Annotated in this window: 16 protein-coding genes; 9 read left to right on the plus strand and 7 right to left on the minus strand. The window is 68.9% G+C overall.

Annotated elements, in window-relative coordinates; translation table 11 throughout:
- The first annotated feature begins 124 nt into the window (after positions 1-124).
- Together BMW26_RS05660 and BMW26_RS05665 are read left to right on the plus strand one after the other, a co-directional pair.
- Entirely contained in the window at positions 125-1,444 is a 1,320-nt protein-coding gene (locus tag BMW26_RS05660) for a citrate synthase (RefSeq protein ID WP_150115050.1), read from the plus strand.
- An 11-nt stretch (positions 1,445-1,455) separates the two neighbouring features.
- Complete coding sequence (locus tag BMW26_RS05665) at positions 1,456-1,926, plus strand: SRPBCC family protein (RefSeq protein WP_053095575.1); 471 nt, start codon at positions 1,456-1,458, stop codon at positions 1,924-1,926.
- Positions 1,927-2,001: 75 nt separating this feature from the next.
- Here the strand turns inward: BMW26_RS05665 and BMW26_RS05670 are convergent, their stop codons facing one another.
- Together BMW26_RS05670 and dapD are read right to left on the minus strand one after the other, a co-directional pair.
- Complete coding sequence (locus BMW26_RS05670; RefSeq protein WP_053095576.1) at positions 2,002-3,402, minus strand: DEAD/DEAH box helicase; 1,401 nt, start codon at positions 3,400-3,402, stop codon at positions 2,002-2,004.
- 227 nt (positions 3,403-3,629) lie between these two features.
- The gene (gene dapD, locus BMW26_RS05675) at positions 3,630-4,583 is read right to left on the minus strand and encodes a 2,3,4,5-tetrahydropyridine-2,6-dicarboxylate N-succinyltransferase (protein ID WP_072591003.1); all 954 of its coding nucleotides are present in this window, start codon (positions 4,581-4,583) and stop codon (positions 3,630-3,632) included.
- 65 nt (positions 4,584-4,648) lie between these two features.
- Here dapD and dapE point away from each other — a divergent pair, with 65 nt between their 5' ends.
- The 3 genes from dapE (at position 4,649) to BMW26_RS05690 (ending at position 7,191) form a co-directional block, all read left to right on the plus strand.
- Entirely contained in the window at positions 4,649-5,722 is a 1,074-nt protein-coding gene (dapE, locus tag BMW26_RS05680) for a succinyl-diaminopimelate desuccinylase (RefSeq protein WP_072591004.1), read from the plus strand.
- A complete protein-coding gene (locus BMW26_RS05685; RefSeq protein ID WP_072591005.1) occupies positions 5,704-6,921 on the plus strand; it encodes a hypothetical protein in 1,218 nt (405 codons plus the stop codon). Before dapE ends, BMW26_RS05685 begins: the two co-directional genes overlap by 19 nt.
- Positions 6,922-7,017: 96 nt before the next feature.
- Complete coding sequence (locus BMW26_RS05690) at positions 7,018-7,191, plus strand: DUF3117 domain-containing protein (protein WP_067122349.1); 174 nt, start codon at positions 7,018-7,020, stop codon at positions 7,189-7,191.
- A 91-nt stretch (positions 7,192-7,282) separates the two neighbouring features.
- On the opposite strand, the gene BMW26_RS05695 is transcribed toward BMW26_RS05690, so the two are convergent.
- Complete coding sequence (locus BMW26_RS05695; protein ID WP_053095580.1) at positions 7,283-7,918, minus strand: O-methyltransferase; 636 nt, start codon at positions 7,916-7,918, stop codon at positions 7,283-7,285.
- An 89-nt stretch (positions 7,919-8,007) separates the two neighbouring features.
- Here BMW26_RS05695 and BMW26_RS05700 point away from each other — a divergent pair, with 89 nt between their 5' ends.
- Complete coding sequence (locus BMW26_RS05700) at positions 8,008-8,394, plus strand: twin-arginine translocase TatA/TatE family subunit (RefSeq protein ID WP_053095581.1); 387 nt, start codon at positions 8,008-8,010, stop codon at positions 8,392-8,394.
- 37 nt (positions 8,395-8,431) lie between these two features.
- Here the strand turns inward: BMW26_RS05700 and BMW26_RS05705 are convergent, their stop codons facing one another.
- Genes BMW26_RS05705 through BMW26_RS05720 form a run of 4 tightly spaced genes read right to left on the minus strand, consistent with a single transcriptional unit; the run spans position 8,432 to position 11,839 of the window.
- The gene (locus BMW26_RS05705; protein ID WP_082297768.1) at positions 8,432-8,905 is read right to left on the minus strand and encodes a hypothetical protein; all 474 of its coding nucleotides are present in this window, start codon (positions 8,903-8,905) and stop codon (positions 8,432-8,434) included.
- Between the two features lie 8 nt (positions 8,906-8,913).
- The gene (locus tag BMW26_RS05710; protein WP_056278087.1) at positions 8,914-10,032 is read right to left on the minus strand and encodes an Mrp/NBP35 family ATP-binding protein; all 1,119 of its coding nucleotides are present in this window, start codon (positions 10,030-10,032) and stop codon (positions 8,914-8,916) included.
- Positions 10,029-10,574, minus strand: coding sequence for a DUF1003 domain-containing protein (locus BMW26_RS05715; protein WP_053095584.1), 546 nt, complete (start codon positions 10,572-10,574; stop codon positions 10,029-10,031). The genes BMW26_RS05710 and BMW26_RS05715 overlap by 4 nt, the downstream gene beginning before the upstream one ends.
- Positions 10,574-11,839 carry a magnesium transporter MgtE N-terminal domain-containing protein gene (locus BMW26_RS05720; RefSeq protein WP_053095585.1) on the minus strand — a complete coding sequence of 422 codons (1,266 nt, stop codon included), beginning with the start codon at positions 11,837-11,839 and terminating at the stop codon, positions 10,574-10,576. Before BMW26_RS05720 ends, BMW26_RS05715 begins: the two co-directional genes overlap by 1 nt.
- 101 nt (positions 11,840-11,940) lie before the next feature.
- Here BMW26_RS05720 and BMW26_RS05725 point away from each other — a divergent pair, with 101 nt between their 5' ends.
- Genes BMW26_RS05725 through BMW26_RS05735 form a run of 3 tightly spaced genes read left to right on the plus strand, consistent with a single transcriptional unit; the run spans position 11,941 to position 14,113 of the window.
- A complete protein-coding gene (locus tag BMW26_RS05725) occupies positions 11,941-12,708 on the plus strand; it encodes a general stress protein (RefSeq protein ID WP_230100666.1) in 768 nt (255 codons plus the stop codon).
- Entirely contained in the window at positions 12,708-13,463 is a 756-nt protein-coding gene (locus tag BMW26_RS17440) for a DUF4870 domain-containing protein (RefSeq protein ID WP_083569298.1), read from the plus strand. The genes BMW26_RS05725 and BMW26_RS17440 overlap by 1 nt, the downstream gene beginning before the upstream one ends.
- Positions 13,463-14,113: an alpha/beta hydrolase family protein gene (locus BMW26_RS05735; protein WP_072591006.1), complete on the plus strand. Its 651-nt coding sequence runs from the start codon at positions 13,463-13,465 to the stop codon at positions 14,111-14,113. The genes BMW26_RS17440 and BMW26_RS05735 overlap by 1 nt, the downstream gene beginning before the upstream one ends.
- Positions 14,114-14,116 lie beyond the last annotated feature (3 nt).

The raw sequence follows: 14,116 nt of genomic DNA on the forward strand, positions 1-14,116 counted from the left end.
GTTCTTTTGTCGGTTGTCACAGTAGGCCTGTGTGCCTACTAGGCTGTAAAGGCGATTCGGTCGTGTATCGACGATCTCGAACTGACCTGGTGCACAGCGCCGTGACATCGCCACATCCGACTTGATGAAGATCCATGAGGAGGCCCGCGTGAGCGCAGCGGCAGAGCAGCAGGCGACGGCGAAGCTGACGATCGGCGAGACGACCGCTGAATTCCCACTCGTGCGCGGCACGGCCGGCAACGACAGCATCGACTTCTCGACGCTGACGCGGCAGACGGGTTACACGGGACTCGACTACGGGTTCGTCAACACGGCGTCGACGAAGTCCGCGATCACGTTCATCGACGGAGACAAGGGCATCCTGCGCTACCGCGGGTATCCGATCGAGCAGCTTGCCGGTTCGACGAGCTACCTCGAGGTCGCCTGGCTCCTCATCTACGGCGAGCTTCCCTCCGCCGCCGAGCTCGCCGAGTTCGACGAGAAGATCCGTCGGCACACACTGCTGCATGAAGACCTCAAGCGCTTCTTCTCGGCGCTTCCGCACACCGCGCACCCCATGTCGGTGCTGTCGTCTGCCGTCGCAGCCCTCTCGACCTACTACGAGGGTCAGACCGACCCGCACAACCCCGAGCACGTCGAGCTGAACATGATCCGGATGCTGGCCAAGCTGCCGGTCATCGCGGCGTATGCACACAAGAAGAGCATCGGCCAGGCGTTCCTGTACCCCGACAACTCGCTCGGCTTCGTCGAGAACTTCCTGAAGCTCAACTTCGGCGTGCATTCCGAGGAGTATCAGGTCAACCCCGTGATGTCGAAGGCCCTCGAGCTGCTGCTGATCCTGCACGAGGACCACGAGCAGAACGCGTCGACCTCGACTGTGCGTCTCGTCGGCTCGACGGGCGCGAACCAGTTCGCCTCGATCTCCGCCGGCATCCAGGCTCTCTCCGGCCCGCTGCACGGCGGTGCGAACGAAGCCGTGCTCACCATGCTCGGGCAGATCCGCGATTCCGGTCAGAGCGTCTCGCGCTTCGTCGAGCGGGTGAAGAACAAGGAAGAGGGCGTGAAGCTGATGGGCTTCGGGCACCGGGTCTACAAGAACTACGACCCGCGCGCCAAGCTCGTCAAGGAGGCGGCGGGCGAGGTGCTCGCCGAGCTCGGCGTCACGGATCCGCTGCTCGACCTCGCTCAGGAGCTCGAGGAGCTGGCTCTCGCCGACGATTACTTCAAGGAGCGTCGTCTCTACCCGAACGTCGACTTCTACACCGGCGTGATCTACAAGGCGATGGGCTTCCCGACGCGCATGTTCACCGTGCTGTTCGCGATCGGCCGTCTGCCCGGTTGGCTCGCACAGTGGCGCGAGCTGCAGCTCGACCCGCAGACCAAGATCGGTCGCCCGCAGCAGCTCTACACAGGATCTCCCGAGCGCACCTTCCAGACCCGCTGAATCGACTCGCGATGCCTGTCGTGAGCGCGGAGGCCGTCGTGCCGGTGGATCCGGCGACGGCCTTCGCCGTCTCACAGACGACGGGTGCGATCCGACGCCGGTGGGATCCGTTCATCAGTGAGCAGCACTTCCTCGATGGCGCCGATGTCGCGGCCAAGGATGTGCGGACGTTCACCAGGCAGCGCTTCGGCTTGTCGATGGTGAGCCGGTATGTGTCCTACGCCCCGCCGAGGAACGTCGGGATGGTCATGGAGACCGGGCCGTGGTTCTTCACGAAGCTCGGCGGAGGCTGGCGGTTCACCGAGGTGCCTGAGGGCACGCTCGCCGTCTGGAAGTACAACTTCTCGTGTCAGCCGACCTGGCTCGCGCCGATCGCCGAGTGGATCGGCGCGCGGGTGCTCGGGTTCGAGATCCGTCGGCGCATCGCCGGTTTCGCCCGAGGGTGCTCAGATCCGCAGGTGCTGGCCGCCGTTCGCGGCTGACCTCGCGCAGGCGGGACGAAGAAGGCGGGTGCCCCGACGCTGAGCGTCGGCGCACCCGCCTGTATGTCTCTCGGGTCAGCGGCCCTGCGAACCGCGACCACGGCCGCCCTGGCCGCCGGAGCGGGATCCGCCCTGGCCACCCTGACGGCTGCCGGCCGTGGCGCCCTGGCCGCCCTGGCCCGAGCGCGGACGACGGCTGCGGCGCGACGGCGGGTTGGCCGCTGAATTGCGCTCGCCACCGGCGGGGCGCTGCTTCGACGACTGACGCTGCTGCTGCTGGGGCTGAACCGGAGCCGGACGAACGTGCGGCGCACGCTCGGGGACGAGCTCGGTGACGGCGTTCGACGTGACGGGCTCGAGCGCGGCGGTGATCGACGCCTTGCGCAGGAGGTCCTTCACATCACGACGCTGCTCGGGGAGGACCACCGTGACGACGGTTCCCGCGGCTCCCGCACGGGCGGTGCGGCCGGAGCGGTGCAGGTATGCCTTGTGCTCCATGGGCGGGTCGACGTGGACGACGAGGTCGACGTTGTCGACGTGCACGCCACGGGCGGCGACGTCGGTCGCGACGAGGACGCGCACGCCTCCGTCGGCGGGATCTGACGAGAAGGCGCCGAGGTTGCGCTCACGCGCGTTCTGCGAGAGGTTTCCGTGCAGATCGACAGCGGGGATGCCCGCCGCGGTCAGCTGCTTCGCGAGCTTCTTCGCCTGGTGCTTCGTGCGGGTGAAGAGGATGCGGCGACCGGTGCCCGAGGCGAGCTCGCGCACGAGAGTGGTCTTGTTGTCGGTGGAATCGACGACGAGCACGCGGTGCGTCATCTCGCCGACGGGCACGCTCTCCTCGTCCACCTCGTGGCTCACGGCGTTCGAGAGGAACCGGCGGGCGAGGGTGTCGATGCCGCGGTCCAGCGTGGCGCTGAACAGCAGGCGCTGTCCGCCGGCGGGCGTGGCGGTGAGGATGCGGGTGACACCCGGCAGGAAGCCGAGGTCGGCCATGTGATCGGCCTCGTCGAGCACAGTCACCTCGACGGAGTCGAGCTGCACGACCCGCTGCTTCATCAGGTCTTCGAGGCGGCCGGGGCACGCGACGACGATGTCGACGCCGTTGCGCATGGCCTGTTCCTGGGGACGCTGGCTGACGCCGCCGAACACGGTGGTGACGCGCAGGCCCTTCGCCTCGGCGAGGGGCGCGATGGTCGCGGCGATCTGGGTCGCGAGCTCACGGGTCGGAGCGAGGACGAGTCCTCGGGGGTGCCCGGGGCGGCTCTTGCGCGACGAGGCGGCGAGGCGGGCGACGAGGGGGAGCGCGAAGGCGATCGTCTTGCCGCTGCCGGTGCGGCCGCGGCCGAGGAGGTCGCGTCCGCCGAGCGAGTCGGGAAGCGTGTCGCGCTGAATCGCGAACGCCTCGGTCTTGCCGTCCTTCGCGAGGACGGCGGCGAGGTCGGCGGGCACGCCGAGATCGAGGAAGGAAGTCATGAAGTATCTCCGAGAAATGCACGCACGAGCCGAGGGGCCGGGTGCGGAAGGTGGGCGACGGCGCGGGATCGCGCATCGTTTCGCCGTTCGAAATGGCCAGAACCAGGCAAGTGGCGCGGGAGCGTGTCGACGACGCAGACGTCTCGCAGTGCGAGTGGCGTCACCGCGACACTATCACGGCAGTCCCGGAGAAGGCTGAGACGGCCCGCTCTCAGCGAGTCGTGCGATCAGGCGTGGAGTGCGTCGTTGAGGGTCACACCGACGCCGGCGCGCTGCACGGCTTCGACCGCGCCGCTCAGCGAGTTGCGGCGGAACAGCAGTCCGTCGCGTCCGGACAGCTCGGAACCCTTGGCGGTCTTCCTGCCGCCGTCAGGCGTCGCCGGGCCGTCGACCAGCACGACCTTCGTGCCGGCCGTCACGTACAGTCCGGCCTCGACGACGCAGTCATCGCCGAGCGAGATGCCGATGCCCGCGTTGGCTCCCAGCAGCGTGCGTGCCCCGATGGAGACGCGGTGTGCGCCGCCGCCCGAGAGCGTGCCCATGATCGACGAGCCGCCGCCGATGTCGCTGCCGTCGCCCACCACGACGCCCTGGGAGATACGTCCTTCGACCATCGACGCACCGAGGGTGCCTGCGTTGAAGTTCACGAAGCCCTCGTGCATGACGGTCGTGCCGGGGGAGAGGTGCGCGCCCAGGCGGACGCGCGACGCATCTGCGATGCGCACACCGGCAGGCTGCACGTAGTCGGTGAGCCGGGGGAACTTGTCGAGCCCCTGAACCTGGATCCCTGAGCGCTGGAGCACGGGTCGAAGCCGCGCGGCATCCACGGGGTGCATGGGGCCGGCATTCGTCCACGCCACGTTCGGCAGATGCGCGAAGATGCCGTCGAGGTTGAGTTCGTTCGGTCGCACCAGGAGGTGCGACAGTGTGTGCAGCCGCAGATAGGCGTCAGCGGTCGAGGTCGGCGCCGCATCGAGATCGATCTGCAGCTGTACCGTCTGCACCGAGACGTTGCGACGTTCGTCCGGACCGGTGAACTCCTCGAGCGCCGCGAGCGCGGTGCCCGCGTCGTCGGCACCGGGCTCGACGGCCGTAACCTCGGGGAACCAGGCATCCAGTACGGTGCCGTCACCGGCGATCGTCGACAGTCCAGTACCCCACACGGTGCGCGCCTCAGTCATACCTCCACGGTATCGCGACAGGCGACGAGGGATGGTCCAGATGTCGGGGTAAGTAGGCTGGGGGCATGATGCTCGATCTGACCGCGTCCTCCGTCGACCTGACCCGTGCGATCTGCGACATCCCGAGCGTGTCGGGTGACGAGAAGGTGCTTGCGGATGCCATCGAGCAGGCGATCTCCGCGTACCCCCATCTCGAGGTGATCCGCCACGGCAACACGATCGTCGCGCGCACCGATCTCGGGCGAGCGCAGCGGGTCGCGATCGCCGGACACATAGACACCGTGCCGATCAACGGCAACGTGCCGACGAAGGACGTCGAGATCGACGGCGTCGAGTACATCTGGGGCCGGGGAACCGTCGACATGAAGAGCGGCACCGCTGTGCAGCTGAAGCTCGCCGCCGAGCTCACCGAGCCCTCGGTCGACATCACCTGGATGTGGTACGACAACGAAGAGGTGGAGGCCTCGAAGAACGGGCTGGCGCTCCTCGCCGCGGTGCGGCCGGATCTCTTCCAGGCCGACTTCGCGATCCTCGGCGAGCCGTCCAACGGCGAGGTCGAGGGTGGCTGCAACGGCACGATGCGCGCGATCGTGCGCACCACCGGCGTGCGTGCGCACGCGGCACGTGCGTGGATCGGTGAGAACGCCATCCATCGGGCAGCCCCGATCCTCGCGCGCCTGGCCGAGTACCGTGCACGAGAGATCGCGGTCGACGGACTCCTGTATCGGGAGAGCATGAGCGCCGTGCGCATCACAGGCGGGGTCGCAGGCAACGTGATCCCCGATGCCTGCGAGGTCGAGGTGAACTACCGGTTCGCTCCGAGCAAGTCGGCAGCAGATGCAGAAGCGCACATCCGCAACCTCCTCGCCGGCTTCGACGTGGAGATCACGGACGCCGCAGAAGGCGCGCGGCCGGGCCTCGACGCGCCGATCGCCCAAGACTTCGTGGCCGCCGTCGGCGCCGAGCCTCGCCCGAAGTACGGCTGGACCGATGTCGCTCGGTTCTCCGCCCTCGGCATCCCCGCCGTGAACTACGGACCGGGAGACCCGCACCTCGCGCACCATGACGAGGAGCGCGTGCCGCTCGCGCAGATCGACGCCGTCGAGCGAGGACTGCGCGCATGGCTCAGCTCGCGCTGACCGCGACCCGCCGGTGGGCCGCAGCGCCACTGGCGCTGCGCGTGGCCCTGATCTACCTCGCCGCTCGCGCGGTGACGACCGCGATGATGATCGCGGCGGCGACGCAGTCGACATCGCTGTCGAGGTTCGGCGCAGAACCGGGCCTCGCCGATTTCATCGTCGGGTGGGACGCGCAGTGGTACTGGCTCGTCGCCGAAGAGGGATACCCCTCGGATCTGCCGCTCACCGAATCGGGTGACGTCGCTGAGAACGCCTGGGCGTTCATGCCGGTGTTCGCCTTCGCCGCCAAGGCGATCGGCTTCGTGTTCGGGTCCTGGGGGATGGGCGCCTTCCTGCTGTCATTCGTGGCCGGCTACCTCGCCTGTCTCGCGCTGCACCGATTGCTGCGCGATCGGATCGGCGCGCGTGCGGCGATGTGGGCGGTGGTGTTCTTCGCCTCCGGACCGATCGCGGCGATGTTCCAGGTGGGGTACGCCGAGACCCTGTTCCTGCTGCTGCTCTTCCTGGCTCTCGATGCCACGGTGCGACGGAACTACGCATGGCTGTATCTCCTCATCCCCGTGATGGCGTTCACCAGACCGGGGATTCTCGCGTTCGCGCTGTACCTGGGTCTGCACGGCATCCTCCGCTGGTGGCATCGCAGGGATGATCCGCTCGCCCCGCGGGAGATCGTGCACATCGTGGCGCTCGGCGCACTCGCCACGGTCGCGGGCTTCTCGTGGCAGGTCATCGCCGGCGTCGTGACCGGCGATCCCGGTGCGTACCTGGCGACCGAGCTCTCCTGGCGTCGCAACTGGCTCGTGGGCGGTGTCGACGGGTTCGTGCCTTTCGAAGGGTGGGTCCAGGCATCCCAGTTCTGGTTCGGTCAGTGGGGACTCCCCGGCTCGTGGGGGCCGGTCGCCGTCGCGCTCCTGGTGGTGGCAGCGGGTGCCGCCCTGCTCTACGTGCCGCAGGTGCGTGCGATGGGTCCCGACCTGCGGCTGTGGAGCGCGAGTTACCTCCTCTACCTGCTCGCGGTGTTCTTCCCTCAGTCGAGCACCTTCCGGCTGCTGCTGCCCGTGAGCCCGATCTGGGGAGCACTCGCGGTGCCGCGCTCGCGCGTCTGGCGGCTCGGGGTCCTGGCCGTCTGCCTGCTGGGGCAGTGGCTGTGGATATTCCACATCTACGCCCTGGGGAACACCTTCTGGCAGGTGCCGTGAATGTTAAGGCTTGATGCATTTCTTCATAGGGGACATCCAGGTTCCGGTAACACCCGATAAACTGATCGCATACCACCGGAGGAAAAGGAGCCCACGATGGCAGCGATGAAGCCGAGGACCGGAGACGGACCCATGGAGGCCGTGAAAGAAGGGCGACTCATCATCGTGCGCGTCCCGCTCGAAGGCGGCGGCCGTTTGGTCGTCTCCGTGAACGACGCAGAGGCGAAGGAGCTTCACGACGTGCTGGCAGCCGTCGTGACGCCCGCCTGATCGAACTCGAATTCGCGCACGCGGATTCACGAAGAGGGCGACGGATCGATGATCCGTCGCCCTCTTCCGTCCGTTCACGACGGTGTTCGGCTCAGCTCTCGCCGACGCTGATCAGCTGCAGCAGCCCCTCGCCGGAGGCAGAGACGGTCGCGAGCACGGCTGATGACTCCTGAGTCTCCTGCACGAGCGAGCGGTAGGCGGAGGTCACCTCGTCGCGCTGCACCGGATCGGCGACACGGCCGCCTCCGAGAATGCGGGGGACGAGAACCATTCCGCCTCGACGCACCAGCCGCAGGCCATGCTCGACGTAGTCGATGACGTTCTCGGGGTCGGCATCGACCAGCACGATGTCGTATGACGCCTCGTTCATGCGGGGCAGCACGTCGGCCGCGCGACCTGTGATGAAACGCGCCTTCGTCGCGGGGACGCGTGCGTCGGAGAAGGCCTGACGGGCGGCGGCGAGGTGCTCGGGCTCGTTGTCGATCGAGGTCAGCACCGCCTGCGGCGCGCCGCGCAGCAGCCAGAGCCCCGAGACTCCGGCGCCCGTGCCGATCTCGACGATCGATCTGGCACCGGTCGCGGCGGCCAGCACGGCGATCTGCGAGCCGACGGCCGCGCTGATCGGCGACGCGCCGAGTTCGATGGCGTGCGCACGCGCGCGGGCGATCGGCGACGGCTCCGCGATGGACTCGCGGATGAAACGTGCATTCGCATCGTTCTCGCTCATTGCCTGATTCTCCCGACTGAGATATGTGTTCTCCCAGGGTATGCGCTCGGTGCGCGGCACAACGGCAGGCGCGGCGGTAGCCTGGACAGATGCAGTTCGGGATCACCTTCGAGAAGCTGCTGCTCATCGGTCTGATCGCTGTGCTTCTCATCGGACCGGAGCGGCTGCCCCGCTACGCCGAGAGCGTCGCCAAGCTCGCTCGGCGCGCCGGCGAGTTCCTCCGCGACACCAAATCGCGTGTCCGCGACGAGATGGGGCCCGAGATCGACGACGTCGACTGGCGCAAACTCGATCCACGGCAGTACGACCCCCGGCGCATCATCCGCGACGCGCTCTTCGAAGACGACGCTGCGCCCGGTCCCGCCCGTGCGGAGGCAGTCGTTGCGGAGCCGACGGTGAAACCGGTGCGGACGGCGAGGGTGCGACCGGAGTTCTCGGTCGCGAGTCCTCCGCCGTACGATTCCGAAGCGACATAGCCCGAGTCTCCGCCCGGCGGAGCTCCGCTGCGAAGGCTCAGCCGATGCGCGCGCGCAGCGTGGCGAGGTCGTCGTCCGTCACCAGTGACCGGGGGATGGCGGTGATCGCCGATGCGCCACGCAGCTTGAGCAGTACCGCGTCAGCGCCTGCTCGCACGCTCTGGAAGGTGCTGTAGTCGATGTCGGACGAGCGATGCCCCGCGCCGATGTGCAGGGCAGTGTCGCCCAGTCGCACCCAGACGACGGTGCCTGGCGGGGTCGCCGAATGCACGGCACGCCGTGCTCCGACGATCGTCATCACGACGGCATAGACCATCAGACCGATGCTCGCGACGGGGAGCAGACCCGACAGCCCCGGGTTGCCTCCGGTCGCGCTCAGATTCAGGATGCTCAGCGCGAGCGCTGCAGCGAGGGCGATCCACATCACGATCGCCGCAGGACGAGTGAGCGCGTAGACCGCGGCATCTCGAGCCATTCCCCGAAGCAACCGCTCATCGACGGTGACAGTCATGGTCGGGCCTATCCGACATTCATGGGAAGCGACCGGCCGGCGAGTCCGCGCCCCTGTCCGGCGAGAGTGCGGGCCAGATCACGGATCGCCGTCGCCGCCGCATCGGCGCCGTCGCTCAGGACGACCGGCACACCGTCGTCGCCTCCGGAGCGCAGCGCGGGGCTGAGCGGGATCGACGCCAGCAGTGGGACGGACTGCGTCTCGGACAGCGCCTCTGCGACGGCGGCACCTCCACCCGAGCCGAACAGGTCTATCACGGTGCCGTCCGGCAGGGTGAGCGCGCCCATGTTCTCGACCACGCCGATCACCCGCTGACCGGTCTGACGCGCCACCAGCCCGCTGCGGATCGCCACGTCGGATGCGGCCGCCTGCGGGGTCGTCACGACGAGCACCTCGGCGTGCGGCAACAGCTGCCCGATCGAGATCGCGATGTCGCCGGTGCCGGGGGGCATGTCGATCAGCAGGATGTCGAGGTCGCCGAAGAACACGTCCGTCAGGAACTGCTGCACTGTGCGGTGCAGCATCGGACCGCGCCAGGCCACCACGGCCTCGCCGTCGCGCAGGAACATGCCGATGGAGATCGTCTTCACTCCGTGGGCGACGGGCGGGAGCATGAGGTCGTCGATGCGCGTGGGCTGTGTCCCCGCGGGGATGCCGAGGAGCCCGGGGATCGAGAAGCCGTGCACATCGGCGTCGACGAGACCGACTGCGAGACCCTGCGCGGCGAGTGCGACCGCGAGGTTCGCCGTCACCGTGGACTTGCCGACCCCGCCCTTGCCGCTGGAGACGAGGATCACCCGCGTGAGCGAGTCCGGGCCGAAGGGCATCTGGCGCGGCGGCCGGCCGTCGCGCAGCTTCTCGGTGAGCGCCTTGCGCTCGGTGGGCGTCATGACACCGACCTCGACGTCCACCTCGGTGATCCCGGGCACGGAGGCGGCGGCCGCGCGGACGTCCGATTCGATGCGGGCGGCAGCCGGGCAGCCGACGATCGTGAGGACGATCGCGACGTGCGCGCGCGGACCGTCGACGTCGATCTCCCTGACCATGTCGAGATCGCCGATGGGGCGTCGCAGCTCGGGATCTGTGACCGCGGCTACGGCCGCCCGCACGGAATCAGCGGTGCTCATGATGATGCGGCGCGGCCGCGGGGGCGTCGCTCGACCGGCTCGTCGTCATGGTCTCCGAGCTCGGCGAGCAGCGACTTGAGCTCCTGCCGCAGCACATCGCGGGTCACGACCTGGTTGTTGCGCTCCTCGAGCGACATCCGCAGCGCGACGATCTCACGGGCGAGGTACTCGGTGTCGGCGAGGTTGCGCTCGGCCCGCTGACGATCCTGTTCGATCTGCACCCGGTCACGGTCGTCCTGGCGGTTCTGCGCGAGAAGGATCAGAGGGGCCGCGTACGACGCCTGCAGCGAGAGCATGAGGGTGAGGGCCGTGAAACCGAGCGCCGCGTCATCGAAGCGCAGGTGGTCGGGCAGCAGTGTGTTCCAGCAGATCCAGAGCACACAGAACAGAGTGAGGATCAGCAGGAACGCGGGGGTGCCCATGGCGCGGGCGACCCACTCGGTGAAACGGCCGAAGCGATCACGAGACGTCGAGCGCTGGCGGGAGGTGCCGCGGCCCAGGGGGGCGTCGAGCCGAGGCGAGCGCGAGCGGGAGCGGGGCATCAGCGCACCTCCTTGGAGACCGTCGGCTCGTCGCTGTCGTGCGTGCGCCAGTCATCGGGCAGCAGGTAGTCGAGGACGTCGTCGATGCTGATCGCGCCGACCAGTCGGTGGGCGGCATCGATCACGGGGAGCGAGACGAGGTCGTAGCTCGCCAGCATCCTGGCGACCTCAGCGGCGGACGCGGTGACCCGCACCGGCTCGAGGCTGTCGTCCATGATGGCCCCGAGACGTTCGTGCGGCGGGTAGCGCAGCATCCGCTGGAAGTGCACCATGCCGAGCAGCCGACCGGTCGGCGTCTCGAACGGCGGCAGGGTCACGAAGACCGCGGCTGCAAGGGCGGGGTGCAGCTCGTGGCGCCGGATGAGGGCGAGCGCCTCGGCCACTGTCGCGTCGGCCGACAGGATGATCGGCTCGGGCGTCATGAGTCCACCGGCCGTGTCGGGGCCGTAACGGAGCAGCATCCTGACGTCCTCGGCCTCTTCGGGCTCCATCAGCTCGAGCAGCTGCTCGAGACGATTCGGCGGAAGCTGCGCGAGGAGGTCCGCGGCGTCGTCCGGTTCCATCTGGTCGAGGATGTCGGCGGCGCGCTCGTCGCCGAGTCGATCGAGGATATGCACCTGCTCGTCTTCGGGCATCTCCTCCAGGGCATCGGCCAGGCGGTCGTCCGAGAGCTCCTCGGCCACCTCGATCATGCGCTGCTGGGGGAGGTCGAGCAGGGTGTTCGCGAGGTCGGCTGCGTGGAGCTCCGAGTACGACGCGACGAGCTGCTCGGCCGACTGGGACTCGCCGGGGGAGTGCTGCTCGGCGACCTCGCTCCAGGCTGCGAACGTGGTCGGTCCCTTCGCGAACGGAGAGGCGCTGGTCTTCGGTCGACGCAGGAAGAGCTGACTGATCGCCCATTCCCCGATGCGGTTCGGCTCGATGGCGACGTCTTCGATCACGGCGGTGCCGCTGCCGTCGACGAGGCTCACCCGACGCCCGAGGAGCTCGGCGAGAACGCGCACCTCGCCGGCGCGCGGTGAGAATCGGCGCACATTGATGAGACCGGTGCTGATCACCTGGCCCGCGCGGATCGACGTCACCCGTCCGATGGAGAGGAAGACCTGTCTGCGCCCGGGGATCTCGACGACGAGGCCGATGACGCGGGGAGCACCCGTACTTCGGTACACGATGACGACATCACGGACTTTGCCGAGCCGGTCGCCCACGGGGTCGAAGACGGCGCAGCCAGCCAGGCGCGCGGCGAATACCCGTTGTGTGCTCACTCGTCCAGCGTAGTCGCCGGTGTCGCAGGGGTGGTCCCCGGCGGCACCGCTGCACGACACACTCCCGGCCCTGTCACCACAAGGCATGGAACAATGGCGGGATGAGCATGCTGAACCGTCCAGCCGACAGCCGCGATGAGGGCGAGATCGTCGCCTCCACACGCGATTACGAAGGCGCCCAGAAGACGGTGTCGAAACTGATCGCCCAGGAGGTGCCCGCCCGGGACATCGCGATCATCGGACAGAGCGTCCGGACGGTCGAGCGCATCACCGGGCGTCTGGGCTATGCAGCAGCCGCCCGATCGGGAGCGATCAACGGCGTGCTCATCGGTCTCTTCCTCTCTGCGATCCTCGTGATCGGCAACCCGGAGGTTCCGATCCAGTTGTTCGTCGGATTCGTCTTCATCGGCGTCGCACTCGGGATGCTTCTGAGCCTCGTCACGTATGCGATCGTGCGGCGACGCCGCGACTTCGCGAGCGTCACGCAGTTCGCGGCCGATCACTACGAGGTCCGCGTCCAGGCCGCTTCGCTCGCGAAGGCCCGTCTCGCCCTGGGTGCGGCCACGCCGGCACCGGCGCGGGCACCGGTGAACCTCGACGAGCCGCCGCGGTACGGCGAGCGCATCACCCCCGGCGCGCACGAACCGGCCGGACAGCCGACGACCACGACACAGCCGACGCCCGAAGAGCCGACGCCCGGAGCCGATCCGACTCCCGGCAGCGAGCCGACACCGCCGCTGGGCGGCGGTGAGACTCCGCCTGCAGAGCCGGCCGTCCCGCCGAGGCCCGCGGATCCGGAGCCGCCGTCTCCCGCGGCGCCCGGGACCGGTGGCGCGGGGGTTCCTCCGAAGTCTGCGGAGCCCGCCTGATGTCAGACGCACCCCGCGATCCGTCGACCCCGTCCGAGCGATCGGCGCAGCCCGCACCGCCGCCCGTGCCTCCCGTTCCGCCCTTCCCTGACGGGCAGCAGCCCGCGGCGCCGGCCCGTCCGGTGAACCCGTACGCCCCGCCGCCGGCGCCCGGCTCAGCCCCGCAGCAGTCGCACGGCTACGCACCGCCCCAGGGCTCCGCGTACGCACCGCCGCAGGCCCCGGGGTATGCGGCACCCCAGGCCCCGGGGTATGCGCCGCCTCAGGCGCCGGGCTACGCGCCGCAGCAATCGGCACCGGGCTACGCGCCGCCGGCCTACCCCGTACAGGGGTACCCCGTCGGCGCCTACCCTGCGGCCGTCCCCCCGCGGGGTCTGCTTCCGTGGGCACTGGGCCTGCTGATCCTCATCCCGTTCCCGTTCGTCGGCGGACTCGCGTCCGGACTCGCCATGGCCGTGAGCGGCGGGGCGTCCCGTCGATACGGCGGGGTCGCGCGTGAGAACGCTCGCGCTGCGCTGAACTGGGGGCTGACGTACCTTCTGGTCTCCACGGTGCTCCTGGTCACGCACTTCGTGCTGCTGTTCGCGCTGACCTCCGATTCGCCGACCACCGGCTTCTACCCGCTCGGCATCCCCATCACGCTCTATTTCGCGCTCTCGGTGCTGCACGTCGTGCTCGTGATCGTGGGCATGGTGCGTGCGTCGAGCGGCAAGGTCATGCGCGTGCCGTTCGCCATCCCGTACCTGCGGGCCTGATGCTCGAGATCCCTGTCGAGCTGCCCTCCGGGGTGACGACGGTCTCTGCCGACTGGGCGCCCGGCGACAACGGCGCGACAGTCCTGATCGCCCACGGCGCCGGTGCGGGCAAGGACCATCCATTCCTCGTGGGATTCTCGGATGCGCTCTCGGACCGGGGATTCTCCACCCTGCGGTTCAACTTCCCCTACGTGGAGCAGGGGCGCAGGATGCCGGGGCCTGCGGCGCACGCGATCGCGACGTGGAACGCGGCGGTGGCCTTCGCGCGCGATCTCGACGCGGAGGCCGCCATCTGGGCCACAGGCAAGTCCTACGGCGGACGCATGGCATCGATGGCCGTGGCCGAGGGACTGGCGGTCGACGGTCTCGTCTACCTCGGCTACCCGCTGCACGCTCCGGGCAGACCGGAGAAGCCGAGAGCTGAGCACCTGCCGGCGGTCGCTGCGCCGCAGCTGTTCGTCGAGGGCACGAACGACCCCTTCATCCAACCTCTGACACAGTTCGATGACGTCGTCTCCACGTGTCAGGACGCCCGCGTCGTCTGGATCGAGGGTGGCGGTCACACCTTCGAGGTGAAGGGGCGCAAGCGTGCGGCATCCGACATCGGCGCGTCGCTCGCGCCGATCGTCGCGGAGTTCGTCCGGCCCTGACAG

The sequence above is a fragment of the Microbacterium sp. 1.5R genome, from assembly GCF_001889265.1.
Taxonomy (GTDB): domain Bacteria; phylum Actinomycetota; class Actinomycetes; order Actinomycetales; family Microbacteriaceae; genus Microbacterium.

Bases quoted from the DNA above. Each gene is read 5' to 3' on its own strand.
- BMW26_RS05660 (WP_150115050.1), top strand. From the start codon at position 125: ATGAAGATCCATGAGGAGGCCCGCGTGAGCGCAGCGGCAGAGCAGCAG.
- BMW26_RS05665 (WP_053095575.1), top strand. From the start codon at position 1,456: ATGCCTGTCGTGAGCGCGGAGGCCGTCGTGCCGGTGGATCCGGCGACG.
- BMW26_RS05670 (WP_053095576.1), bottom strand. From the start codon at position 3,402: ATGACTTCCTTCCTCGATCTCGGCGTGCCCGCCGACCTCGCCGCCGTC.
- dapD (WP_072591003.1), bottom strand. From the start codon at position 4,583: ATGACTGAGGCGCGCACCGTGTGGGGTACTGGACTGTCGACGATCGCC.
- dapE (WP_072591004.1), top strand. From the start codon at position 4,649: ATGATGCTCGATCTGACCGCGTCCTCCGTCGACCTGACCCGTGCGATC.
- BMW26_RS05685 (WP_072591005.1), top strand. From the start codon at position 5,704: ATGGCTCAGCTCGCGCTGACCGCGACCCGCCGGTGGGCCGCAGCGCCA.
- BMW26_RS05690 (WP_067122349.1), top strand. From the start codon at position 7,018: ATGGCAGCGATGAAGCCGAGGACCGGAGACGGACCCATGGAGGCCGTG.
- BMW26_RS05695 (WP_053095580.1), bottom strand. From the start codon at position 7,918: ATGAGCGAGAACGATGCGAATGCACGTTTCATCCGCGAGTCCATCGCG.
- BMW26_RS05700 (WP_053095581.1), top strand. From the start codon at position 8,008: ATGCAGTTCGGGATCACCTTCGAGAAGCTGCTGCTCATCGGTCTGATC.
- BMW26_RS05705 (WP_082297768.1), bottom strand. From the start codon at position 8,905: ATGACTGTCACCGTCGATGAGCGGTTGCTTCGGGGAATGGCTCGAGAT.
- BMW26_RS05710 (WP_056278087.1), bottom strand. From the start codon at position 10,032: ATGAGCACCGCTGATTCCGTGCGGGCGGCCGTAGCCGCGGTCACAGAT.
- BMW26_RS05715 (WP_053095584.1), bottom strand. From the start codon at position 10,574: ATGCCCCGCTCCCGCTCGCGCTCGCCTCGGCTCGACGCCCCCCTGGGC.
- BMW26_RS05725 (WP_230100666.1), top strand. From the start codon at position 11,941: ATGAGCATGCTGAACCGTCCAGCCGACAGCCGCGATGAGGGCGAGATC.
- BMW26_RS17440 (WP_083569298.1), top strand. From the start codon at position 12,708: ATGTCAGACGCACCCCGCGATCCGTCGACCCCGTCCGAGCGATCGGCG.
- BMW26_RS05735 (WP_072591006.1), top strand. From the start codon at position 13,463: ATGCTCGAGATCCCTGTCGAGCTGCCCTCCGGGGTGACGACGGTCTCT.